Here is a 21046-nt window from a genome sequence, read left to right as displayed (position 1 = left end):
GGTACGAAACATGCCCAACATCGGTGTTCCTGAACTGCTGGTGATTCTGCTCGTCGCCCTGGTGGTGTTCGGCCCCCGCAAACTGCCGGAGCTCGGCAAGAGCCTCGGCGCGGGCCTGCGAGAGTTCCGCAAGAGCACGCAGGGCCTGAAAGAGGAATTCGAAGGCACCCTGCGTGACCCGGCAACTCCCCCTGGCCCGGCGCCCGTGCAGACCATTCACGTGGCCGCGGCGCCCGGTACGGTCACGCCGGCCACCCCTCCCGCCGAGCCTGCGCCGGTGAATGCTGAGCCCGCGCCGGTCAGTGCCGCGGCCATGACTGCCACCCCGGCGCCCACCCGCACCGACCCCAGCTGACCCGCCCCTCACCGCGCCTCCGGCCGGCGCCCGCTCAAGTGCGGCGCGGCCGGGGGCGCGCCGTTGTTACTCTGCCGGGCGTATGACCGTTGTTGCGAGGGGAACCTAGGATGCTGGCGCGGGCGCGCAGCGTGGCGCTGATCGGCGTGGACGCCGTTCCGGTCGAGGTGGAAGTCGACGTCTCCCCGGGCCTGCCGGCCTTCACCGTCGTGGGCCTGCCCGATCAGGCGGTCAGTGAAGCGCGCGAACGGGTCCGGGCCGCCGTGAGGAACGCCGGACTGCCGTTCCCGGCGGCCCGCATCACCGTGAACCTTGCCCCAGCCGATCTGCGCAAGGAAGGCCCGCTGTACGACCTGCCTATCGCGCTGGGCCTGCTTGCCGCGCAGGACCACCTGCCGGCCGCAGCGCTGTCCGGCACGGTTGTCGCCGGGGAACTCGCCCTGGACGGCAGCCTGCGGCCCATCGCAGGCGCCGTGAACCTGGCGCTGCTGGCCAGCGAACTGCGCGCCGACGTGCTGCTGCCTGCCGGAAACGCCGCGGAAGCCGCCCTGATTGACGGCACGCGCGCGTTTGGCGCCGCGACCCTGCTGGACGCCGTGCGCCACCTCAGCGGGCAGCTGCTCCTCTCCCCCACTCCGCCTCCCACCCCGGACGAGCTGGATGAGGAAACGCTGCTGGACCTCGCCGACCTGAAAGGCCAGAGCGGCGCCCGGCGCGCCCTGGAGGTGGCGCTGGCGGGCGGGCACAATCTGCTGCTTGTCGGCTCGCCCGGCAGTGGGAAAACCATGCTTGCCCGCCGCGCCCCGGGCCTGCTGCCGCCCCTGACGCGCGCTGAGGCGCTGGAGGTCACGCGCATTCATTCCGCGGCGGGCCTGCTCGCCACGCGCGGCCGCCTGAACCTGAACGCACCGTACCGCGCGCCGCACCACACGGTGTCCGACGCTGGCCTGATCGGTGGCGGGGGCGTGCCCCGCCCAGGAGAGGTGAGCCTGGCGCACCGCGGGATTCTGTTCATGGATGAGTTTCCCGAATTCAGCCGCAAAGCCCTGGAGACGCTGCGCCAGCCGCTGGAAGACGGGCACGTGACCATCAGCCGGGCGCGGGCGACGGTGCAGTACCCGGCGCGCTTTCAGCTGATCGCGGCCATGAATCCATGCCCGTGCGGGCACCATGGGGATCCCGAAAAGGCGTGCGCCTGCACGCCCGCCGAGCGGACGCGGTACGCGGCGCGCCTGAGCGGCCCGCTGCTCGACCGCGTGGACCTGCTGGTGCGCGTACCGCGCCTGACGGTGGATGAACTGACCCGCGCGCCGGAACCTGAGGGGTCCGCGCCGGTCCGCGCGCGCATTCAGAGCGCTCGGGCACGCATGCTGGCGCGCCAGGGCGCGCGCAACGCGGACCTGACCGGGCAGGCGTTGCGGCGGGCCGCGCCCCTCGCGCCGGGGCCGGAGGCGTTCGTGCGGGCCGCGGCGCGGCAGCTGGGTCTCACCGGGCGCGGCTTTGACCGGGTGCTGCGCGTGGCGCGGACCGTGGCGGACCTTGCAGGCAGCGACGAACTGCGCGAGGCGCATCTGGCGGAGGCCGTCACGTACCGCCCGCGTGACCTGGGCGCCGGGTAGGTCGCAGGCGCGCATTGCGCCTGGGGGGCGTTACGCTGAGGGGCGTGAGTGCCGCGTCTGCCCCGGACTACGAGTGGTTGTTCACCCGCACCCGTGCGGGCCGTGAGCGTGGGCCCGGCGCGGCGTGGGGGCTGCTGAGCGCACTGGGCCGCCCGGACGGGGCGTTCCGGAGCGTGCGGGTGGTGGGCACCAACGGAAAGGGCAGCACCTGCGCGATGCTGGAAGCCGGACTGATCGGCGCGGGCGTGCGGACCGGGCGCTTCACCAGCCCGCACCTGAACGACTTTGAGGAACGGATCCGGGTGGACGGCGTGAACCTGAACCCGGCGCGCACCGCGGCGTTTATTGACTGGGCACGGGCGCATGCGGGGAACGCGGCGTTTTTCGACCTGAGTCTGGCCCTGGCCGCGCAGGTGTTCGCACAGGACGGGGTGCAGGTGGCGGTCATGGAGGCCGGGGTGGGCGGCGCGAGTGACGCCACGCACGCACTCCGGCGCGTCGCGGCGGTGGCTCTGACGAACGTGGCGCTGGATCACGTGGGCGTCCTGGGGGCCAGCGTGGCGCAGATCGCGCGGGATAAGGCAGGGGCCGCGCAGCCCGGCGTGCCCCTGCTGACCACCGCCACCGGTGAGGCCCGGACCGTGATCGCGGAGGTGGCCCGGGCCGTGGGCGCGCCGCTGCTCACGCCACAGACGCACCCCGCGCTGTTCAGGGTGCCGCGCGCGCCGCGGCTGGAGGGCCCACATCAGGAGCAGAACGCGGCGCTGGCCGCGGCGACCCTGCGGACGCTGGGGTTCGGGACGGGCGTGGAGGCGGCACTGAATGCCTCACACCCGGGCCGGCTGGAGCGGTTCGAGGCGCAGGGGCGCACGGTGCTGGTGGACGGCGCGCACAATCCGCACGCGGCGCTGGCGCTGGCGCTGGCCGTGCCGCGAGCGGACGTGCTGCTGTTCGGGAACCTGATGCGCAAGGACACCGCCGCGACCCTTATCCCGCTGCTGGCGGTGGCCTCCGCCCGGGTGTTCACGGCGCCCGGGGACCTCGCGACGCCGCCGGCGGAACTGGCCGCGCAGCACGGCGGTGAGGCGCACCCGGACCCGGAGGTGGCGCTGGCGCGCGCCCTGGCCCTCACGCCGCCCGGGGGGACGCTGCTGGTTGCGGGCAGTCTGTATCTGGCCGGGCAGGTACGCGCTCTGCTGCGGCGCTCTTGACTCGTGGTGGCGGGGCGCCTATACTTCCTTCCGCTCTGGGTCGTTAGCTCAATTGGCAGAGCAGCTGACTCTTAATCAGCGGGTTGTAGGTTCGATTCCTACACGACCCACCAGACACGGAAAGCCCCCGCCCGCGCGGGGGTTTTTGCTGTGCCGACGGGAGGCGCCGGGGGCGGGGTACACTGCCCTCTATGTTGCTGTACGGGCGGAATCCGGTGCTGGAAGCGTTGCAGGACGGGCGTGTGTCTGAGGTGCTGGTGGCGCGGGGGGTGGAGGAGGCGTTCGTGGCGCAGCTGAAGGCCACGGGCGTGCGGCTGCGTTTCGCGCCGCGCATCGAGCTGGATCAGCTGGCCGGCACCACGCAGCACCAGGGCGTGCTGGCCGAGGTGGAGGACCTGGCCTGGGCGTCGCTGGATGACATTCTGGACCTCGCGGACAAGCGGGAAGAGCCGCTGCTGATCGTGCTGCTCGACGGCGTGACGGACCCCCGGAATTTCGGGGCGATCATCCGCAGTGCGGAGGTGCTGGGCGCCCACGGCGTCGTGGTCGAGGAGCGCCGCAGCGCCCCGCTGTCGCCGGTCGTGGCGAAAACGGCGGCGGGCGCGACGAGTTACCTGCCGGTCGCGCAGACGAAGAACCTGCCGCGCCTGATGGACGCCCTGAAAAAGGACGGCGTGTGGGTGTACGGCGCGGCAGGAGAGGCGGCGCAGGACGTGCGGCGCGTGGATTTCAGCGGGAAGGTGGCGCTGGTCATTGGCGCGGAGGGTGAAGGCATGCGGCGGCTGGTGCGGGAGAAATGCGACGCTCTGGTGAGCATCCCGGTGCGGGGGCGCGTGCAGAGCCTGAACGCCTCGGTGGCGGCGGGCATCCTGCTGTTCGAGGCGACGCGTGGGCGGGACAAGGCGTGACGCTGGGCGTCGAGCGCATCTCGAACGGGGTACTGACGCTGGAGGTCGTGCCGGACCTGGGGGCGAGCGTGCTGAACCTGCGCGCGGCGTCCGGGCGGCCGGTCCTGCGCCCTGTGGCGCTGGCGGACGTGCAGACGAGCAGCCAGTGCGCGAGTTTCACGCTGCTGCCGTTCAGTAACCGGATCCGGGACGCGCGGTTCGTGTTCGGGGGCCGGGAGGTCCTCCTGCGGCCGAACACGAAGGGCGGGCTGGCGCAGCATGGGGACGTGCGCAATCGCCCGTGGCAGGTTGAGCGGGTTTCGGGGGAGCACCTGCGCTGCTCCTTCAACAGCCGGGATTTCGCGGACATGAACTGGCCGTGGGCGTTCACGGCCCAGGTGGAGTACCGCCTGCACGGACCGCACCTGGACACGACCGTGACCCTCGTGAACACGGACGTCACGCCCATGCCGGCCGGGCTGGGCCTGCACCCGTACTTCGCGCGGGTGCACGATGGCGTGGACCCGGCCCTGCACCTGGGGGCGGAACTCACGTACGACACGGATGACCAGCACCTCACGCTGGGAGAGGCGCGGCCTGTGGGGCCGGGCGAGGATTACGGCGTGCCTGCCCCGCTGGGGGACCGGCAGCTGGACCGCACGTACACCGCCTGGGACGGCACGGCCCGCCTGGACTGGGGGGACCGGGCTGTGATCCTGACGGCCGACAACGTGTATTCGCACGTGGTGGTGTTCACCGCACCGGACGGCAGTCTCGCGCTGGAGCCGGTGTCGCACGCCACAGACGCCTTCAACCTGGCGGCGCGTGGGGTGGGGGGCGTCGACCTGCGCGTGCTGGTGCCTGGTCAGGTGCTGGCGGGCACGGCGCGCCTCACGCTGGACGGCGCCTGGTAGGCGCGCAGCTGTCGCCCAGGGCAGGGTCAGCCGGTGGCGAGCAGCGCGCCGTGCGCGTCTCGCAGCTCAAATTCACGGCGGTTGCGGGTGGTCATCCAGCGCAGCGCCTCAAGCAGGTCGTCCGTTTCCTTCAGGACCTCGGTGGCGTCCGGGTCGCCGGTCCAGATCACGCGGTACGTGCCCGGTCGGGTGGGGGGTGTCCAGCGTTCCCCCTCGTCCTCTTTCACGAACGCTCTTGACATGAGCCCATGCTGCGCCGCGGGTCTGAAGCCCCGATGGGCGGCGCATGGAGGGCCGTTCAGGGGCGCGCTTCGTTCCTCCCGGGGGCGTGGGTTTATTCCTGAAGGTCCGGGACGCTCGCGCGCGGCACCAGGGTGATCTTCGCCTGCCGTTCCTGCCCGCCGCGCAGGTAGGTGAGGGTGACGCTGTCCCCGATTTTCGCGCGGCGGATGGCCGTGATGACCTCGTCGGCGTTGCGGGTCCGCTCGCCGTTCACCCGCAGGATCACGTCGCCCAGCCCGCTGAGGGCGCCGGTCTCGTCGAAGGTGCTGCCGCGCAGCCCGGCACGTTCGGCGGGGCTGCGGCGCGCGACCTCACTGACGATCGCGCCGGGCGGGTTGGTCTGGTCGCTGTGAATCGCGTCGAAGATCAGGCCCACGACCGGCACGTCACGTTTCTGGCCGCTGCGCAGGGCGGCGAGCAGGTCGTTGCCTTCCACGACCGGCACGGCGTAGCTGCGGCGCTTCTGGCCGCTGCCGTCCAGGCTGATGTAACTGATCACGCCGATGGCCTGCCCGTTTCCGTCAATGATGGGGCCGCCGCTGTCACCGGGGGCGAGGGGGGCGTTCATCTCCAGCGTGCCCTGCGGGAAATCTGCGCGGCCCGCCTCGGCGTTCAGGCGCAGCAGCTGGCCCCGGCGGGGCTGCAGGAAGTCGCCGCCGCTGTTGCCAATGGCCAGCACTGTCTCCCCCACGCGGGGAGCGCGGGAGGTGAGGTTCAGGTGCGGGAAGCTGGACCGGGCGCGGACCTGCAGCAGGGCCACGTCGGCGGACGCGTCGAAGGCCACGACCTGCGCGGGGTAGGTGCGGCCGGACAGCGTGCTGACCTGAAACAGCTGTCCGCCACTGACCACGTGGTAAGCAGTGAGCACCTGCCCGCCGGCACTGATGAAGAACCCGGTGCCGATGCCGCCGGTGTTGCGCTCGGTGTTCACGGTTTCGACGCGGACGGTGGCGGGGCGCGCCTTCTCGAACAGGGTGCGGGTGGCGGCGGGCAGGTCGTTGGGCAGGGCGGGGCGCTGCACCTGGGGTTGAGGCTCGGGCGTCACGGTGACGCGGGGCTGGGGCAGGCGCAGATCCGGCAGCAGGTAGGCGGCCAGCGCGAGCAGCAGCAGGACGGGAAGCCAGGGCGAGGCGCGCACGCTTCAGTGTAGGGCGGCCGGGCGTGGGGGACGGTGGCCGAAGCGACCGAAGCTTCTGGAGGAGCGAGCCACCACCCGCAACATTCTTGCTTGACAAGGTAATCGAGGCCTACTACCTTACTGAGCAAGACACAGCCCCACCGAGGCCCCCATGAATCCACTGAAATCCGGCACCCTTGACCTCGCCCTGCTCGCCGCCCTCCAGGAGCAGCCCCGCTACGGCCTGGATATTCTCAAGCACGTCAATGACCGCAGCGGCGGACTGTTCGACCTGCGCGAAGGCAGCCTCTACCCGGCCCTGCACCGCCTCGTGAAAGCCGGCTGGATCGAAAGCGACTGGCAGCCCAGCGACCGTGGCGGCGCCCCCCGCAAGGTCTACCGCCTCACCGACGACGGCCGCGCCGCCCTGCACACCAAACGCCAGGAATGGCGCACCCTGCGCGGCGCGCTTGACGCCCTGCTCCTGCGGCGGACCGCGTGACCCGCCGCCTCCCCCACCCCCGGCGGCCCCTCACCGCCGACGCGTACATTCACCGCGCCACCCGCGGCCTTCCCCACGCCGAACGCCTTGACGCCGCCGCCGAACTCCGCGCCCACCTTGCCGAACGCATGCAGGAGCACCGGGCGCAGGGGTTCTCCCCTGAGGAAGCCGAGTACCTCGCTGTGCAAGGCATGGGCGACCCTCACCCCGTCAACCGCGGCCTGCTGGGCCACGCCTTCACGCACCGCGCCGGGTGGCTCACGCTCGGCGTGCTGCTGACCGGCGGGCTGGGCTGGACCGCTTACCGCGAGTGGCTGCCCCCGCGTGAGGGCGCGCAGTTCGGCCCGGTCAACCAGCGCGACATGAACGCCCTGTTCAGCGATACGAGTGCCCCGCGCGGGACGTACCAGGCCGTGACCCTGACCTACCCCCGAGGCACGAAGGCCGTTGTGTACGTCGCGGTGGCCAGCACGGAGGACCAGAACAGCCCGGAGGCCGTCAGTCTGTTCACCAAGAGTCTCGTGGATGAGGAACAACAGAACTTCAAAGGCCGCCGCCCGGGCAGTTACCGCTACCAGGAACGCGCCCTGCTGCTCGCGCAGGACCTGACCTGCGACGGGCAGAAGCGCAGCCGGATCTTCATGACGGGCTTCGGCCTGCCTTCCCCGTTCTGGAACACGGGCAGTGCAGTCTCGTCAGGCCCTGGCGGCAGCTTCAGCGAGGACTGTCAGAATCCCAGCGTGCGGCTTCATCAGGTGAAGGAGCGGCTGAACACCACGCCGCCCACCACCGTCACCCGGACCGTCCCACCCGGTGGAGAGAACGTCGTTCTGCGCGCCCACTTTCCGCTGCGTCTGAATGAGTGGCGCGTGCTGTATCGCCTGCGCGTGGACCCTGAAGCTGACCCCCAGGTCTTCTCGCCGTCACCGACCGGCCCGGCCAGTACAAAGGCGCGCGGTGCGTACCTGGCGGTCCTGCCCCTGGACCACGTCGTCAACGATAGCGGTGGGTACAGCTGGGGTGGCATGCACGTGGGGTTCAAAGGTGAGACGCCCATTGCGCTGCCGCCGCTGGTCGCGGACACGCCGGGAGAGTGATGGCCCAGGCTGGACGGCAACCTTTGAAGCCCCGCTGAGGGACGCGGCCCCTGGGGCGGAGGTGTGAAGGCCCGACCATGTTGTGTCTGTCCCAGAGACGCTCCTCAGAACCGCGGGCTGTCCGCGGCGAGCCCTGGAGGAAGCCCCCACACGCGAACCCTGATCAGCTCCTCCTTGTCCACCTGCGTGACTTCCACCGGACTGGCCCGGTCCGCCGGAGCCAGCGTGCTGCGGCATCCGGTTGGGCTCCCGCAGGCCCGCCCAGAACACGCGCGGCCTTGGCCACCAGACCTCTCATCACCTCGTGCGCCTGCTTCCAGCGCCGCCCGATGACCGCGCCGGGAGCAGCCAGTTCCTCCCCCATTCCGTACGTCACCTCCTCCATGTACCCGGACCCATGAAGCGGCACCGTCAGCTGGTTTGCCTTCGCAGTCGGGCGCGCTGCTGTGTCCAAGGTGAAGGCCCTCACGCCCACCCCGGGCACTGCGTCCCGGCACGCGGGCAGGGCAGACAGAAGGCTACGCGCTCGGTGGAAGCGACAACCACACCCATCATCACCTCGCCGTGTGCCGCACGGGCGCTCGACTGGCCCAACGCCTGGCCTGCACGCCGTAGGCTGGGCGGCATGCGTTTCTGGCTGTTGAAATCGGAACCGGACGTGTTCGGCTTCGCGGATCTGGTGCGGGTGGGGCGGGAGCCGTGGAATGGCGTGCGCAACTATCAGGCACGGAATTTCCTGCGGGCGATGCGTGAGGGGGATCTGTGTCTGTTCTATCACTCGAATGCCCGGCCTGCGGGCGTGGCGGGCGTGGCGCGGGTGTGCCGCGGGGCCTACCCGGACAACCTGCAGTTTGATGGGGGCAGTGCGTACTTCGATCCGAAGTCCTCAAGGGACGCGCCACGCTGGAGCATGGTGGATGTCGAGCCGCTCGTGGCCTTTCCGCAGGTGGTGACGCTGGAGCAGTTGAGGCGCCTGCCGGAGTGGGAGGGGTCGGCGCTGACACGCCGGGGGTCGCGGTTGAGTGTGATGCCGGTGGAGGCGGAGGCCTTCTGGGCGGCGCTGGACGCGGCCGGACTCAGCCTGGAGGAGTTGAGCGGCGTTTAGCTTCGGGCAGGGAATGCGAACTTTTTCATGGTGGGGGGCCGCTCCGTAACCTTAACGTCAGATAAAGACAAGGAGAATACAGGTATGGAACTGCTTCTGGCGGGTGTGGTCATTGTGGTGTCCCTGGTGCTCGCGGCCTGCCAGGAGCGGCCGGCAGCCCGGCACCGCAGCAAACGTTGAACGTAGGGGCTTGCACCTCGTCCCAGCCGGGGTAGGCACGTGCGCCTGAAGCCTACACTGCACAGTGATGCCTGCTCTCTGGCCCGGTCAGCGCCCCACCGTGTTCTCCCGTCTCGCGACCCTGGCGCTGCGCGTGGCCGGGTGGGAAGCCGTGCTGGCACCTCCACCCGGGCGGAAATTTGTGGGGGCAGCCGCGCCTCATACGCACAACGCGGACTTCTGGCCCGGCATCTTCTGGAAATGGGCGACCCGGGCACCAGCGCACTTCGTGGCGAAACGCGAACTGTTCACGTTCCCGGTGGGGATCTTCATGCGGGGCGTGGGCGGCATGCCGGTCGACCGCCGGCGGTCAGGCGGGAACTTCGTGGACGCCGTGGTGTCCATCATTGAGCGTGAGCCGGAGATCGTGATGGTCGTGGCGCCTGAAGGCACCCGCGGCCGGGCGGAGTACTGGAAGACCGGGTTCTACTACATGGCGCTGGAAGCCAACGTGCCGATCGCGGTTATTGCCCTGGACTGGGGGCGCAGGCGTGTGGGCACCCTCGGGTACGTGACGCCCACCGGAGACATTGAGGCGGATTTCGCGCAGATCCGGACGCTGCTGGCCGACGTGCGGGGCCACACACCGGGAAACGAAACGCCGGCTGTGCCCCGCCCCGCGGTGGCCGGCGGACCCAGCAAAACCTGACGCTGCACCCGGAACCCCGGCCCTTCCCTTACGGAAAGGGCCGGGGTTCGCCTGGGCCGGCTGGTGTAACGCCGCTGTGACACCTCTCCCCTAGCGTTTGCAGCAGACCACAACACGTAAGGGAGGACGATGCAAGACCTTGCATTCGGCTGCCGCGCATGACGGCGGGCACACACACTCAGGGCACTTCCGGCCTCACGCCCGCTCCGGTCGTGGCGCTGCAGGCCCGGGGGCTCGTCAAGGACTTCCGGGGATTCCGGGCCACAAATGACGTGGACCTGGACATTCACGAGGGAGAAATTCACGCGATCATCGGTCCGAACGGGGCCGGGAAGACCACACTTTTCAACCTGCTGTCCGGGTTCCTGAAACCCACCTCCGGTGAGGTGCGGCTGTTCGGGGAGCGGGTGGATCACCTGCGGCCCTTTGAGATCGTGCGCCGCGGCCTGTCCCGGTCGTTTCAGATCAGTTCCGTGTTTCCGACCATGAGCGTCCGGGAGAACGTGCTGGTGGCGTTGCAGTCGCCCACGCCGCTGCCGCACCGCTTCTGGACGCCACTGTCGCGCCTGGAGACGCTGGGCGCGCGGGCGGACGGCATCCTGTCGGACGTGGGGTTGGGCGGCATGCCGGACCGGCTGGCGGCGGATCTCAGCCACGGGGAGAAACGGCAGCTGGAAATCGGGATTTCCATGACGCAGGAGCCGCGGGTGCTGCTGCTGGATGAACCGACGTCCGGCATGGGCTCAGAAGGCGTCGCGCGGGTCATTGCGCTGGTGCGGCAGGTGGCGCGCGGGCGCACGGTGGTGCTGGTGGAACACAACATGAGTGTGGTGTCGGAACTGGCCGACCGGATCACGGTCCTGCAGTACGGGTCGGTGCTCGCCAGTGGCCGCTACGAGGACGTGCGGCGCGATCCACGTGTCATCGAGGCGTACCTGGGTGAGGAAGGAGGGCACGCATGACGCCGCTGCTGGAGGTCCGGAACCTGAATGCCTTCTACGGGCAGAGTCACGTGCTGCGCAGCGTGAACCTGCACGTGCAGCCGGGCGAGGTGGTCAGCCTGATCGGCCGCAACGGCGCCGGGAAGACCACCACCCTGAAAAGCGTGATGGGCGTGCTGCGCAGCCGCACCGGGCAGGTCCTGTTCGGCGGGCAGGACATCTCGCGCCTGCCGAGCAACCGCGTGGCCGCGCAGGGTCTGGCGTGGGTGCCGGAGGAACGCGCCATTCTCAGCACCCTGACCGTCCGGGAGAACCTGGAGCTCCCGCCGTCCAGACCAGGCGGGTGGAGCACCGAGCGCATCTACGACGCGTTTCCGGTGCTGCGCGAGCGCGGGCATCACCCGGGCAGCAAACTGTCCGGTGGGGAGCAGCAGATGCTGGCAATGGTGCGCGTGCTGCGCGCCGGCCCGAAGCTGCTGCTGCTGGATGAACCCAGTGAGGGCCTGGCGCCCGTGATCGTGCAGCGCATCGGGGAGATCATCGAAACGCTGCGTCAGAGCGGCATGGCCGTGCTGCTCGTGGAGCAGAACCTGAAGTTCGCCTCGCGCCTCGCAGACCGGCACTACGTGTTCGTGGACGGTCAGGTGGTGGACGAGGTGCCGCGCGCGGAGGTGGACGCCCGCCGCGAGGACCTGCTGCGCTACCTCAGCGTGTAGGGACGCTGGCCCTCCCACCTGCCCTGTCTGGCCCCGACCTGGATGCTCCTCACCTGAATCCCACCGCCTCTCTCTTCCCTGGAGGAACTGTCATGCTCAAGATCCGCACCCCCCTGATGGCCCTGACCGCCCTGCTGCTCGCCCCCGCCGCCTCCGCGCAGTCCCTGTCGGACGGCGGAATCAAGGTGGGCGTCCTGACCGACCTGTCGGGCGTGTACTCCGAGCTGGCCGGGCAGGGCAGCGTGAAAGCCGCGCAACTGGCCGCCGAGGATTTCATGAAGGCGAACCGGGCGTACGCCGGGAAGGTCACCGTGATCGGCGTGGACCACCAGAACAAGGCGGACGTCGCAGGGAACAAGGCCGCCGAGATGATCGACCGGCAGAACGTGGACATGCTCGTGGACATGCCCACGAGCAGCGCCGCGCTGGCCGCCGTGGAAGTTGCCCGGCAGAAGAAGACCGTCGCGATGGTCGTCACCGGCGGCACCACCGCGCTCACCAACGAGAAGTGCAACAAGTACACCTTCCACTACGCGTACGACAACTACATGCTGGCCAACGGCACCGGCACGGCCGTCACGAAACGCGGCGGGAACAGCTGGTACATCATCTACCCCAACTACGCGTTCGGTCAGGACCTGAACCGGCAGATGGTGGCGGCCGTGCAGGAGAACGGCGGGAAACTCGCGGCGCCCAGTGACGCCACGCCGTTCCCGAACACGGACTTCAGCTCGTACCTCCTCAAGGCGCAGAGCGTGCGGCCCAAGATCTTCGGGACCATGCAGGCGGGCAACGACCTTGTGAACGTCGTCAAGCAGTACAACGAGTTCGGGCTGAAGAAGCAGGGCATCGGGCTGGGTATCGGGCTGCTGTTCGAAACGGACGTCGCCGCACTGGGCCAGGACGCCTTCATGGGCGCCATCGCGACCGTGCCGTGGTTCTGGAACTTCGACGCCCGGTCCCGGCAGTGGGCCGCGAAGTTCGAGAAGGCGTTCGGGAAGAAACCCACCTGGGCGCAGGCGGGCGTGTACTCCGCCACGCTGCAGTACCTGAACGCCGTGGCACGTGCCAAAACCGACAACGGTGACGCGGTCGTCAAGGCCCTCGAGGGGTTCACCTTCGATGATTTCTTCGCGCGGCACGCCATGATCCGCCCGCAGGACCACCGCGTGATGCTCGACGTGCATGTGGTGCAGGTCAAGGGCAAGAGCGAAGCGACTGAACCCGGCGACCTGTACCGGCGCCTGAACACCATTCCGGCTGGCAAGGCGTTCATGCCGCTGAGCGAGAACAAGTGCAAGATGTGATCCTGACCGGGCTGCGCCGCGCCCCGGCGGCGGCGGGCCCGGGCCTCTCCCCGGACGGACCTTCATGAACACGCAACTGCTCCTGATTCAGGTGTTCAACGGCCTCGTGAACGGCGCATTCTACGCGCTGCTGTCACTGGGACTCGCGGTGATTTTCGGCATGCTTCGCATCGTGAACTTCATGCACGGCGCGCTGTACATGCTGGGCGCGTTCACGGCGTTCGCGCTCGGGCAGCTGTTCGGGCTGGGGTTCTGGCCGTCGCTGCTGCTGGCGCCGCTGCTCGTGGGGGGAGTCGGCATGCTGCTGGAACGCGGGCTGCTGTCCCGGCTGTACGGCCTGGAGCCCAGTTACAACCTGCTGCTCACCTTCGGCCTGACGCTGCTCACGCAGGACCTCGTCAAGCAGGTGATGCTGGGCCGGTTCGCGGTGTCCAGCGCGCCGTACTCCCCGCCCGAAGCCCTCTCCGGCGTGGTGAACCTCGGGTTCGTGGTGTTCCCGAAATACCGGCTGTTCGTGATTGCGCTGTCGCTGGTGGTGTGCCTCGTGACATGGTTCGTGATCGAGAAGACCCGCGTGGGGTCCATCATCCGCGCCAGCACGGAGAACCCGGTCGTGACGCGCGCGTTCGGCATTGACGTGAGCCGCTGGGTGACCGGGGTGTTCGGCGTGGGCGTGGCCCTGGCCGGACTGGCCGGCGTGCTGGCCGCGCCGATCTACTCCGTGGAACCGTACATGGGCGCCGAGCTGATCATCACGACCTTCGCGGTCGTCGTGATCGGCGGCATGGGCAGCATTCTGGGCTCCGTCATCACCGGGTTCGCGGTCGGCGTGCTGGCCGCAGTGGGCGCGGCCGTGTACCCGCCCATCGCGAACACGCTGGTGTTCATCCTGATGGCCCTGGTGCTGCTGGTGCGCCCCAGCGGGCTGTTCGGGCTGCCTGAGGGGGCGCGGTGAGCGCCGCAGTCACCCCCACCGCGCGGCGTGACCCGCAGCGGACCGTCCGCGCCGCGTGGCTGATCGGCCTGGGTGTGCTGCTGCTCGTCCTGCCACACCTGATCTACCCGGTGCTGGCCCTGGACATTCTGGCGTGGGGTCTGTTCGCCGTGGCGTTCGACCTGCTGTTCGGCTTCAGCGGCCTGCTGTCATTCGGTCACGCGGCCTTCTGGGGCACAAGCGCGTACCTCACGGCGTTCCTGCTGGGGCACGGGCAGAGTGTCCCGGTCGCCCTGGCCGGCGGCACGCTGGGTGCACTGGCGCTGGCGGTGCCGGTCGCGTTCCTCAGCGTGCGCTCCAGCGGCATCTACTTCAGCATGATCACGCTGGCCTTCGCGCAGATGGTGTCGTTCCTGGCCCTGCAATGGACGGACCTCACCGGCGGCGAGAACGGCCTGCAGGGCTTCGCGCGTCCCAGCGTGTTGGGGCTGGACTTCAGCAACGCGCAGGTGCGGTACTACGTGTGCCTCGCGCTGTTCGCACTGGGGTTCGCCGTGGCGTACCGCACGGTGCGCAGTCCCTTCGGCCAGGCGCAACAGGCCGTGCGCGACAGCGAGAACCGCGCGCAGAGCGTCGGGTACAACCCCTTCCGTTTCAAGTTCACAGCGTTCCTGATCAGCGCCACGCTGGCCGGCCTGGCGGGCAGCATGTACACCTTCGGGCACGGCGTCGTGAGCCTGGAGGTCGTGAACTGGCGCACGTCGGGTGAGGTGGTCATGATGACGCTCCTGGGCGGCACCACAACGCTGTTCGGCCCCGTGATCGGCGCGGGCCTGGTGCTGCTGCTGCGCGACGTGCTGACCACCGCGAACTTCCCCGTGGGCATCATGACGGGGCTGGTGTTCGTGCTGGTGGTGCTGTTCTTCCGCCGGGGCGTGGTGGGCACCGTTCAGCACTGGTTACGCCGCCGGTAATCCACCGCAATCTCTCCCGCTGCCCCCGCCCTGCGCGGGGGCGTTCGCTGTGCCCAGCGTGTGCTCCACTGACCAGACTCACAGCCAGTGGCCCAGGACTGACCTGCAACATCGAGACGCACCCGGACGAGGCGGCCAGTAATCCCATGAGTTCCGCTCTGGCCGCGTTCAGCCAGCGTGAACGTGGGCCAGATCGGTTGGGCACCTCGTGTCCGACGCGGTGAGGCTAGACAGCTCCCTGCCAGGCGAAACTGAGCCGCTGGGACTTCCAGGCGACCGGGTGCGCGCGGCACGGCTACGCGAGGTACACCCCGCAGGGAACATGCCCTCCTGGGGCATGTGCATCCGCTACTGCTCGTCTTTCAGGCCGCGGATCTCCTCGATGAACCGCTCGAGGCTGTCGAAATCACGGTACACGCTCGCAAACCGGATGTATGCCACGTCATCCAGTGGGCGCAGGAAGGTCATGGCGCGCCGCCCGATCTCCTCACTGGGAATCTCGCTGGTCTGCACCTCGTCCTCGAAGCCGTACGCGAAGGCGCGCAGCAGGTCCTGGTCCACGGGGCGTTTCTCGGTGGCCAGGACCAGTCCGCGCAGCAGTTTGTCCGGATTGAACGCCTCGCGCGGCCCGCTGCGCTTGACGACCATCAGCGGCTCCAGCTGGGCGCGCTCATAGGTCGTGAAGCGCCGCGCGCAGTTCAGGCACTCCCGGCGCCGCCGGATGCTGGCTCCATCGTCGCTGGGCCGGGAGTTCACGACCTTGCTGTCCGGCGCCGAGCAGTAGGGGCATCTCACAGGAACGGTACCTCATGCACGCGCAGTTTCGGAATGGGCGGCAGGGGCACCTCGATCACGTTGCCGCGCAGGGAAGCCATGCCGGGGGATGCGAGTGACAGCACGGCATTCGTGACTGGCCGGTCCAGCGCCTCGTCGCCGCTGCTGGCGCGGGTGGGCAGCAGCAGGTTCAGCCGCAGTTCCTCCCGGTGGGCGTGCTCCACGAGGCCCTGAATGGCGCCGCGTTGCGGATGCACGTGCAGGCCCCGTTCGTCGGTATGCGGGCCGATGATCGTGAGCCACGTGCCCGGCAGGCGCCGGCGGATGATCTGCGCAATGGCCACGCTGCTTTTCACGTTGCAGTTGAAGAGTTCCATCCACTCGTTCTCGCTGAGCATGGTGAACTCGGTGTGCGCGCGTTTGTCAGCGAGGTGTACGATGCCGTGCAGTGAACCGAAGATGTCAAGGATGCGCGTCTGGGCGCTCAGCCAGTCCAGGGGCACGCCCACGTCCGCCTTGATGGGAATGGTGTTCCCGCCGGCCTGCTCCATCTGGCTGGCGGCGGCGGCTAGGGTTTCACTGTTGTTGCCGATCAGGACGACGCTGGCGCCGGCGCGGGCCAGAGCGGCGCTGATGGTCCGGCCGTACCCCTGGTCCGCGCCGGTCACGGCGATCACCTGCCCCACCAGCACCTCACGGGTTGTGGGGTGCGAGGAGGCCGCGGTGAGGGGCGGGTGCTGGGTCATAGGGTCCAGCATACCGAAGCGGGCGCGGGATTATCCGGCGTTCGGCAGGGGTTTCAGGGCTTCGGCCGGTGGATCACCGGCGCGGTGACCGTGCCCGCACGGATGGCACCAGTAGGCCTGATCGCCGTCGCGCAGGTCGTGCAGGGTCATGGGCTGGCGGCAGTGCGGGCAGACGTGCTGGTAACCGCGCCCGCTGGCGGGCAGTGGATCGGCCTCCTGGCGGAACAGTCGCTTCATATTACGACTATAGCAGATCAACTTAGGACAAATATGCCCAAAGGCAATTCCGTCAGGCCAAGGCGAAAGAGACTGAACACCCGCCCCTCTCGCCCGGTTCCTCCCGCGAGACCAGCGCCGACCGGCCTCAACCCTCCTACCGCGCCCTTACCTCACGCCAAGTCCTATAAATCCGGTTCGTCCGTGAACTCCGGCTCGGCCCCGCGCACCGCTGCCGCTGGCTCCCCCACCCGGCGCCGCTTGCGCAACATCGCCGGCTCCTTATCCAGGTTGAACACGAAGTGCCGGGGCCGGCGCTCCCGCAACCACGTTTCCAGCGCCACAAGCCTCGGCCGGAACCGGATGAACTCCCGCAACTGCCGGATCGGCACGAACCGCGCCTCCTGAACATCCCGGTCCGGGTCCCGCGGCTCGAGCTTCCCGCCCACCTCACGGCCCGTGTAGAAGAACTGCAGGTGATGCCCCCACGTCACCGCCTGAAACTCCACGATGAACGCCAGGTCCCGCAACTCCACGACCAGCCCCGTCTCCTCGAACGTCTCACGCCGCGCGCCGTCCTGCACGAGCTCCCCGGCCTCCAGACCACCTTTCGGCAGCGACCAGCGGCCCCGCTCACGCACCAGCAGAATCTCGTCCCCACGCAGCACGATGCAGCCCACGCCAATCCGCGGGTCGGCCAGCGGCCGCTTCTGCCCGCGCTTGCTGGGCGCCGCCGGAATCGGCGTGGCCGTCGTGCTCGTCACCTGACCCGGCCGGGCCTGCGCCGTACCGCCCCCCCGGCGCCGGCGCCGCCGCCGCTGCCCGCCCGCCTGACCTGCCGCCTTCGCCTGATCTTCCGCCATTACACGCCCTCCGGCGCAAGATCGTTAAACCGCACGTGCGCACTGTGAAACTGCAACTTCACCGTACCAACCGGCCCGTTGCGCTGCTTGCCGACAATGATCTCCGCAATGCCCTGCTGGTCCGTTTCCTTGTTGTAGTACTCGTCGCGGTAAATAAACATCACGATGTCCGCGTCCTGCTCGATCGCGCCGGACTCACGAAGGTCCGACAGCATCGGCCGGTGATTCGGCCGCTGCTCCACCGCGCGCGACAGCTGCGACAGCACAATTATCGGCACCTCCATCTCACGCGCCAGGCCCTTCAGGCCACGCGAGATCGTGCTGATCTCCTGCTGCCGGTTGTCACTGCCGCCCGTGCTCTTCCCGCCAGACATCAGCTGAAGGTAATCAATCACCACCAGCCCCAGCTGCCCGTTCTGCGCCGCAATGCGCCGCAACTTGCTGCGCAGGTTGTTCAGCGTCAGGTCCGCCTCGTCATCAATGATCATCGGCGCGTCCGCCAGGCGACCCGCCGCGTGCGCCAGCCGCTCGAAATCCCGTTCGTTCAGCTGACCACTGCGAATTCGGTTCATGTCCACGCGCGCCTCACTGCACAGCATGCGCAGCGCCAGCTGCACCGCCGGCATCTCCAGGCTGAACACCGCCACGGCCTTCTCGCCTCGTAACGCCACGTTCTGCGCAATCGACAGCGCGAACGCCGTCTTCCCCATGGACGGACGCGCCGCCAGCACGTTCAGGCTGCCCTTCTGCAATCCTGAAATCTGCTCGTCCAGGTCACGGAACCCGGTACTCACCCCATCCGGAATGCCCTTGTTCTGGTGCAGCAGCGTGATGTACTCGAAGGTCTCTGTGACCACCTCATTCATCGCCTGGAACGCCTCACCTTTCTTCTTCTGCTCCGCCACCTCGAAGATCATTTTCTCCGCGCGGTCCAGCAGGTCCTCCAGCGGCAGCTGCGCCTCGTACGCCAGCTGCATCGCCTTTCCGGACGCACTGATCAGGGCCCGCAGGGTCGCCTTCTCCTGCACGATCCGCGCGTAATGCTCCGCGTACGCCGCCGTGGGCACCTGATCGGACAGGCCAATCAGGTAGGTCAGGCCACCCACCTCATCTAGCTGCCCCTTCACACGCAGGTCCTCGCTGAGCGTCACGAGGTCCACTGGCTCACCCCGCTCCTGCAGGGTGCGCATCGCCGTGAAGATCTTCCGGTGACCCTCCCGGTAGAACATCTCGGGCGTCACGGAATCTCCCAGCTGCCCGAGCGTGTCGTTGTCAAGCAGAATGCTGCCCAGGACGCTGATCTCGGCGTCATTACTGTGCGGCGGAACACGCGGCGTGAGTTCCAAAATCGAGCCTCTCTTCCGCCACGGCGCGTCACGCTAAGCCCTCAGGTGGCCGCGGAACTGCACATGACGACAAAAATGAAATGGGGACGCCCCGCAGGTCATCCCATTCGCCGGACCCGCAAGGCTCCGGCTGAACTGCCCAGCAGCATACCACCGCCCAGCCTGCACAGACCCAGGAATGCAACTCTTACAAACCCGAGCACAGGACCTGCGTGAAAGCATCTGCAGTCCTAGACGGGTTTTTCCGCCCCAGCACACGCAAAAACAAATGTTCCACAATGACCGATTCCGTAAAGGTCCTGTGAGGAATGCGGGCTTACCATGTCCATAAGCCAGGGGGGCAAGAGCCAACTAGGCCCTGCACTTCCCAGATTCACCGGTCCCATCTATTCTTTAACCGGCGAGTCGACCCAGTAGAACACCAGGAAGAACAGCCCCTAAGGCTTCACTCTCATCGAGCTGCTCATCGTTATCGCCATCATCGGGATCCTCGCCGCCATACTGATCTCCAACAACCGTGCGAACGACACGGCCACCCAGTCCTACATCCGCAGCATGGTCAGCGGCGTGGAAACCCTCCATGACAGCGTCACCGGTAAGCTCCCCCTACGGCCCCCACTTGCGCCGCTACTACTGGCAAAACTGCTGATCCTGCCTCTGTGAAGGCAACGACCTGCGCCGTCATCCCGGGCACCACCAACACCGACGTTTTCGTTGTGAACACCATATATGTCAACGGCACGGCCTTCACCTACGACAGCAAGGAAATCAAAGCCGGCACCAGCACCGCGCCCTGATCATAGCTCAGAGGAAGAGCCGCCCCTTAGGGGCGGCTTTCTTTATAGGAGGTCACATGAAGCGGCATGGGTTTATTGATAGCCGCATAGATTCGCATGCATGAGCTGATGAGGCATGTCGATGTACCGAACCCGCTGCCAGGCAACGACAAGCTTCGCTTTCAGCACCGAGACCGAGCGGGCACAGAAGTTCCCCAACACAGTGCGCTTCACATACGCCCACACCAGTTCGATGGGATTCAATTCAGGGGCGTAGGGCGGTCTGGGCCTGCCCCGTTTTTGCGTAGCTGAGGTTAAGCGGCTGTCGCTTGGTGTTCGAACTCCAGTGGCGTCAAGTCCCCGAGGGTGGAGTGACGGCGCTGACGGTTGGAGAAGATTTCAATGTACTCGAAGATGGCTTGACAGGCAACGGTGCGGTTATCAACGATGACTTCCTCGAACAGCTCCCTGAAAAGGGAGCTGAAAAAGCTCTCTACCACAGCATTATCCCAGCACTCGCCTTTCCGGCTCATACTGCCTTTAGCTCCTCGGCGAGCGAGTTCAGCTTGAAAAAGCTTACTGGCGTACTGGCTCCCTTGATCGCGGTGATGCAGGAGGTCCGTAGGGGGACGACGGCGCTGGGCTGCCATGTGTAGGGCGGCCAGCGGGAGGATGGCGGGCATCTGAGCGTCCATGGCGTAACCCACCACCGCGCGGAAGTGCAGGTCCAGGGTGACCGCCAGGGACAGCCAGCCTTTTCTGGTCGGTACATCGGTGATGTCGGAAGCCCAGACCTGGTTCGGCTGCTGAACGTCGAACTGACGGTCGAGCAGGTTCGGACAGACCGGGAAGGCATGACCGCTCTCGGTGGTTCGGATCCAGCGGCGTTTTCCCTTGGCCCGCAGACCTCCGGCACGCATCAGACGCGCGACGCGCTTCCAGGAGACCTGGACCCCTTCGGCGCGCAGCTCTGCGTGAATGCGTGGGGCACCGTATCGCCCCTTGCGCCGCTGATGAGAGTTCTGGATGTGCTGCTGGAGCAGCACATCCTGCTGTCGATGCTGGGAGATGGGCCTTCTTCGCCAACTGTGGTACCCACGGACCGCCACCTCCAGCACCCGGCACATCACGTCCAGGCGGTACTGCTCCCGGTGATCGTGGATGAACTGGTACCTCAGCGTGTGGTCTCTCTGGCAAAGAAGGCCGCCGCTTTTTTTAGGATTTCTCTCTCCTGGCGCACAATCTCGTTCGCTTTGCGGAGTCATTGAATCTCCTGCTGCTCTGGGGTCAAGCTCTGCTTTCCCTGACCGGGGAAGGCCCTCTCGCCCTTGTCCTGCTCAGCATTGATCCATTTGCGCAGCAGTGAGACGTTGCTGCCTAAGTCGCGGGCCGTGCCCGTCAAGTTGCCGCTGGTTCGGGCGAGTTGGACAGCGTCTCGCTTAAACTCGGCGCTGTGCGTTCTGCGGTTCGTCATGATGGTGCCCCCTATTTTCGAG

General features: G+C 68.0%; 22 protein-coding genes, 1 tRNA gene and 4 pseudogenes. 18 read left to right on the top strand and 9 right to left on the bottom strand.

From position 1 onward, the window contains the following. Positions 1-10 precede the first annotated feature (10 nt). The 6 genes from tatA to LAJ19_RS00965 all read left to right on the top strand — a co-directional run bounded on the left by tatA (position 11) and on the right by LAJ19_RS00965 (position 4986). Entirely contained in the window at positions 11-355 is a 345-nt protein-coding gene (gene tatA / locus LAJ19_RS21840) for a twin-arginine translocase TatA/TatE family subunit (protein ID WP_285892299.1), read from the top strand. Between the two features lie 110 nt (positions 356-465). Next, the gene (locus tag LAJ19_RS00985) at positions 466-1974 is read left to right on the top strand and encodes a YifB family Mg chelatase-like AAA ATPase (protein WP_225476478.1); all 1509 of its coding nucleotides are present in this window, start codon (positions 466-468) and stop codon (positions 1972-1974) included. 44 nt (positions 1975-2018) lie between these two features. After that, on the top strand, positions 2019-3185 hold the full coding sequence (locus LAJ19_RS00980; RefSeq protein ID WP_225476477.1) for a glutamate ligase domain-containing protein: 1167 nt from the start codon (positions 2019-2021) through the stop codon (positions 3183-3185). Between the two features lie 37 nt (positions 3186-3222). Beyond that, positions 3223-3298 (top strand) — tRNA-Lys (locus tag LAJ19_RS00975). Positions 3299-3376: 78 nt separating this feature from the next. After that, positions 3377-4093 (top strand): 23S rRNA (guanosine(2251)-2'-O)-methyltransferase RlmB, encoded by a 717-nt coding sequence (gene rlmB, locus LAJ19_RS00970; protein ID WP_225476476.1) that lies wholly within the window; start codon positions 3377-3379, stop codon positions 4091-4093. Then, the gene (locus tag LAJ19_RS00965; RefSeq protein ID WP_225476475.1) at positions 4090-4986 is read left to right on the top strand and encodes an aldose 1-epimerase; all 897 of its coding nucleotides are present in this window, start codon (positions 4090-4092) and stop codon (positions 4984-4986) included. Before rlmB ends, LAJ19_RS00965 begins: the two co-directional genes overlap by 4 nt. Before the next feature lie 26 nt (positions 4987-5012). On the opposite strand, the gene LAJ19_RS00960 is transcribed toward LAJ19_RS00965, so the two are convergent. Next, positions 5013-5228, bottom strand: a complete 216-nt coding sequence (locus LAJ19_RS00960) for a hypothetical protein (RefSeq protein WP_225476474.1) — start codon at positions 5226-5228, stop codon at positions 5013-5015. A 92-nt stretch (positions 5229-5320) separates the two neighbouring features. Then, the gene (locus tag LAJ19_RS00955) at positions 5321-6406 is read right to left on the bottom strand and encodes a S1C family serine protease (protein ID WP_225476473.1); all 1086 of its coding nucleotides are present in this window, start codon (positions 6404-6406) and stop codon (positions 5321-5323) included. Between the two features lie 151 nt (positions 6407-6557). Between LAJ19_RS00955 and LAJ19_RS00950 the strand changes: the two genes are divergently transcribed. From LAJ19_RS00950 to LAJ19_RS00910, 9 genes are all read left to right on the top strand, one after another. Next, positions 6558-6887, top strand: a complete 330-nt coding sequence (locus LAJ19_RS00950; RefSeq protein WP_225476472.1) for a PadR family transcriptional regulator — start codon at positions 6558-6560, stop codon at positions 6885-6887. Beyond that, positions 6884-7984, top strand: coding sequence for a permease prefix domain 1-containing protein (locus tag LAJ19_RS00945; RefSeq protein ID WP_225476471.1), 1101 nt, complete (start codon positions 6884-6886; stop codon positions 7982-7984). Before LAJ19_RS00950 ends, LAJ19_RS00945 begins: the two co-directional genes overlap by 4 nt. Before the next feature lie 625 nt (positions 7985-8609). Next, a complete protein-coding gene (locus LAJ19_RS00940; RefSeq protein WP_225476470.1) occupies positions 8610-9089 on the top strand; it encodes an EVE domain-containing protein in 480 nt (159 codons plus the stop codon). A gap of 247 nt (positions 9090-9336) precedes the next feature. After that, complete coding sequence (locus LAJ19_RS00935; RefSeq protein ID WP_225476469.1) at positions 9337-9957, top strand: 1-acyl-sn-glycerol-3-phosphate acyltransferase; 621 nt, start codon at positions 9337-9339, stop codon at positions 9955-9957. A 158-nt stretch (positions 9958-10115) separates the two neighbouring features. Beyond that, complete coding sequence (locus LAJ19_RS00930; protein WP_225476468.1) at positions 10116-10919, top strand: ABC transporter ATP-binding protein; 804 nt, start codon at positions 10116-10118, stop codon at positions 10917-10919. Beyond that, complete coding sequence (locus tag LAJ19_RS00925) at positions 10916-11614, top strand: ABC transporter ATP-binding protein (protein WP_225476467.1); 699 nt, start codon at positions 10916-10918, stop codon at positions 11612-11614. The genes LAJ19_RS00930 and LAJ19_RS00925 overlap by 4 nt, the downstream gene beginning before the upstream one ends. 92 nt (positions 11615-11706) lie before the next feature. Beyond that, positions 11707-12921: an ABC transporter substrate-binding protein gene (locus LAJ19_RS00920; RefSeq protein WP_225476466.1), complete on the top strand. Its 1215-nt coding sequence runs from the start codon at positions 11707-11709 to the stop codon at positions 12919-12921. Between the two features lie 64 nt (positions 12922-12985). Continuing rightward, on the top strand, positions 12986-13876 hold the full coding sequence (locus LAJ19_RS00915; RefSeq protein ID WP_225476465.1) for a branched-chain amino acid ABC transporter permease: 891 nt from the start codon (positions 12986-12988) through the stop codon (positions 13874-13876). Beyond that, on the top strand, positions 13873-14829 hold the full coding sequence (locus tag LAJ19_RS00910; protein WP_225476464.1) for a branched-chain amino acid ABC transporter permease: 957 nt from the start codon (positions 13873-13875) through the stop codon (positions 14827-14829). Before LAJ19_RS00915 ends, LAJ19_RS00910 begins: the two co-directional genes overlap by 4 nt. A gap of 348 nt (positions 14830-15177) precedes the next feature. Here LAJ19_RS00910 and nrdR read toward each other — a convergent pair whose 3' ends face one another. The 5 genes from nrdR to dnaB all read right to left on the bottom strand — a co-directional run bounded on the left by nrdR (position 15178) and on the right by dnaB (position 18774). Next, complete coding sequence (gene nrdR, locus LAJ19_RS00905) at positions 15178-15624, bottom strand: transcriptional regulator NrdR (RefSeq protein ID WP_225476463.1); 447 nt, start codon at positions 15622-15624, stop codon at positions 15178-15180. Next, the gene (locus tag LAJ19_RS00900) at positions 15621-16349 is read right to left on the bottom strand and encodes an SDR family NAD(P)-dependent oxidoreductase (RefSeq protein ID WP_225476462.1); all 729 of its coding nucleotides are present in this window, start codon (positions 16347-16349) and stop codon (positions 15621-15623) included. Before LAJ19_RS00900 ends, nrdR begins: the two co-directional genes overlap by 4 nt. A 30-nt stretch (positions 16350-16379) precedes the next feature. Next, positions 16380-16586 carry a hypothetical protein gene (locus LAJ19_RS00895; protein WP_225476461.1) on the bottom strand — a complete coding sequence of 69 codons (207 nt, stop codon included), beginning with the start codon at positions 16584-16586 and terminating at the stop codon, positions 16380-16382. A 164-nt stretch (positions 16587-16750) separates the two neighbouring features. Next, positions 16751-17428, bottom strand: coding sequence for an NUDIX hydrolase (locus LAJ19_RS00890; protein WP_225476460.1), 678 nt, complete (start codon positions 17426-17428; stop codon positions 16751-16753). Further along, positions 17428-18774: a replicative DNA helicase gene (dnaB, locus tag LAJ19_RS00885; protein ID WP_225476459.1), complete on the bottom strand. Its 1347-nt coding sequence runs from the start codon at positions 18772-18774 to the stop codon at positions 17428-17430. The genes LAJ19_RS00890 and dnaB overlap by 1 nt, the downstream gene beginning before the upstream one ends. Before the next feature lie 444 nt (positions 18775-19218). On the opposite strand from dnaB, the pseudogene LAJ19_RS21835 reads away from it, so the two are divergent. The 3 genes and pseudogenes from LAJ19_RS21835 to LAJ19_RS21650 all read left to right on the top strand — a co-directional run. Further along, positions 19219-19275 (top strand): annotated as a pseudogene (locus tag LAJ19_RS21835) (prepilin-type N-terminal cleavage/methylation domain-containing protein); the annotation flags it as partial. Continuing rightward, positions 19252-19437 (top strand): hypothetical protein, encoded by a 186-nt coding sequence (locus LAJ19_RS21830; RefSeq protein WP_349774835.1) that lies wholly within the window; start codon positions 19252-19254, stop codon positions 19435-19437. The pseudogene LAJ19_RS21835 and the gene LAJ19_RS21830, both read left to right, overlap by 24 nt. Further along, positions 19401-19571 (top strand): annotated as a pseudogene (locus tag LAJ19_RS21650) (hypothetical protein); the annotation flags it as partial. The gene LAJ19_RS21830 and the pseudogene LAJ19_RS21650, both read left to right, overlap by 37 nt. 72 nt (positions 19572-19643) lie before the next feature. Here the strand turns inward: LAJ19_RS21650 and LAJ19_RS00875 are convergent. Further along, positions 19644-19832: pseudogene (locus tag LAJ19_RS00875) on the bottom strand (hypothetical protein); the annotation flags it as partial. A gap of 32 nt (positions 19833-19864) precedes the next feature. Next, positions 19865-21024: pseudogene (locus tag LAJ19_RS00870) on the bottom strand (IS3 family transposase). Positions 21025-21046: the final 22 nt, after the last annotated feature.

The sequence above is a fragment of the Deinococcus taeanensis genome (assembly GCF_020229735.1).
GTDB lineage: Bacteria > Deinococcota > Deinococci > Deinococcales > Deinococcaceae > Deinococcus > Deinococcus taeanensis.
Note: the sequence above shows the minus strand (reverse complement) of the source record. Positions and strands in the feature narration are given on the sequence as shown.

Excerpts from the sequence above, each read along its gene's own strand:
- LAJ19_RS00940 (WP_225476470.1), top strand. The coding sequence starts at position 8,610 with ATGCGTTTCTGGCTGTTGAAATCGGAACCGGACGTGTTCGGCTTCGCG.
- LAJ19_RS00895 (WP_225476461.1), bottom strand. The coding sequence starts at position 16,586 with ATGAAGCGACTGTTCCGCCAGGAGGCCGATCCACTGCCCGCCAGCGGG.
- LAJ19_RS00920 (WP_225476466.1), top strand. The coding sequence starts at position 11,707 with ATGCTCAAGATCCGCACCCCCCTGATGGCCCTGACCGCCCTGCTGCTC.
- tatA (WP_285892299.1), top strand. The coding sequence starts at position 11 with ATGCCCAACATCGGTGTTCCTGAACTGCTGGTGATTCTGCTCGTCGCC.
- LAJ19_RS00950 (WP_225476472.1), top strand. The coding sequence starts at position 6,558 with ATGAATCCACTGAAATCCGGCACCCTTGACCTCGCCCTGCTCGCCGCC.
- LAJ19_RS00900 (WP_225476462.1), bottom strand. The coding sequence starts at position 16,349 with ATGACCCAGCACCCGCCCCTCACCGCGGCCTCCTCGCACCCCACAACC.
- LAJ19_RS00960 (WP_225476474.1), bottom strand. The coding sequence starts at position 5,228 with ATGTCAAGAGCGTTCGTGAAAGAGGACGAGGGGGAACGCTGGACACCC.
- LAJ19_RS00985 (WP_225476478.1), top strand. The coding sequence starts at position 466 with ATGCTGGCGCGGGCGCGCAGCGTGGCGCTGATCGGCGTGGACGCCGTT.
- LAJ19_RS00890 (WP_225476460.1), bottom strand. The coding sequence starts at position 17,428 with ATGGCGGAAGATCAGGCGAAGGCGGCAGGTCAGGCGGGCGGGCAGCGG.
- LAJ19_RS00930 (WP_225476468.1), top strand. The coding sequence starts at position 10,116 with ATGACGGCGGGCACACACACTCAGGGCACTTCCGGCCTCACGCCCGCT.
- LAJ19_RS00915 (WP_225476465.1), top strand. The coding sequence starts at position 12,986 with ATGAACACGCAACTGCTCCTGATTCAGGTGTTCAACGGCCTCGTGAAC.
- rlmB (WP_225476476.1), top strand. The coding sequence starts at position 3,377 with ATGTTGCTGTACGGGCGGAATCCGGTGCTGGAAGCGTTGCAGGACGGG.
- LAJ19_RS00925 (WP_225476467.1), top strand. The coding sequence starts at position 10,916 with ATGACGCCGCTGCTGGAGGTCCGGAACCTGAATGCCTTCTACGGGCAG.
- LAJ19_RS00935 (WP_225476469.1), top strand. The coding sequence starts at position 9,337 with ATGCCTGCTCTCTGGCCCGGTCAGCGCCCCACCGTGTTCTCCCGTCTC.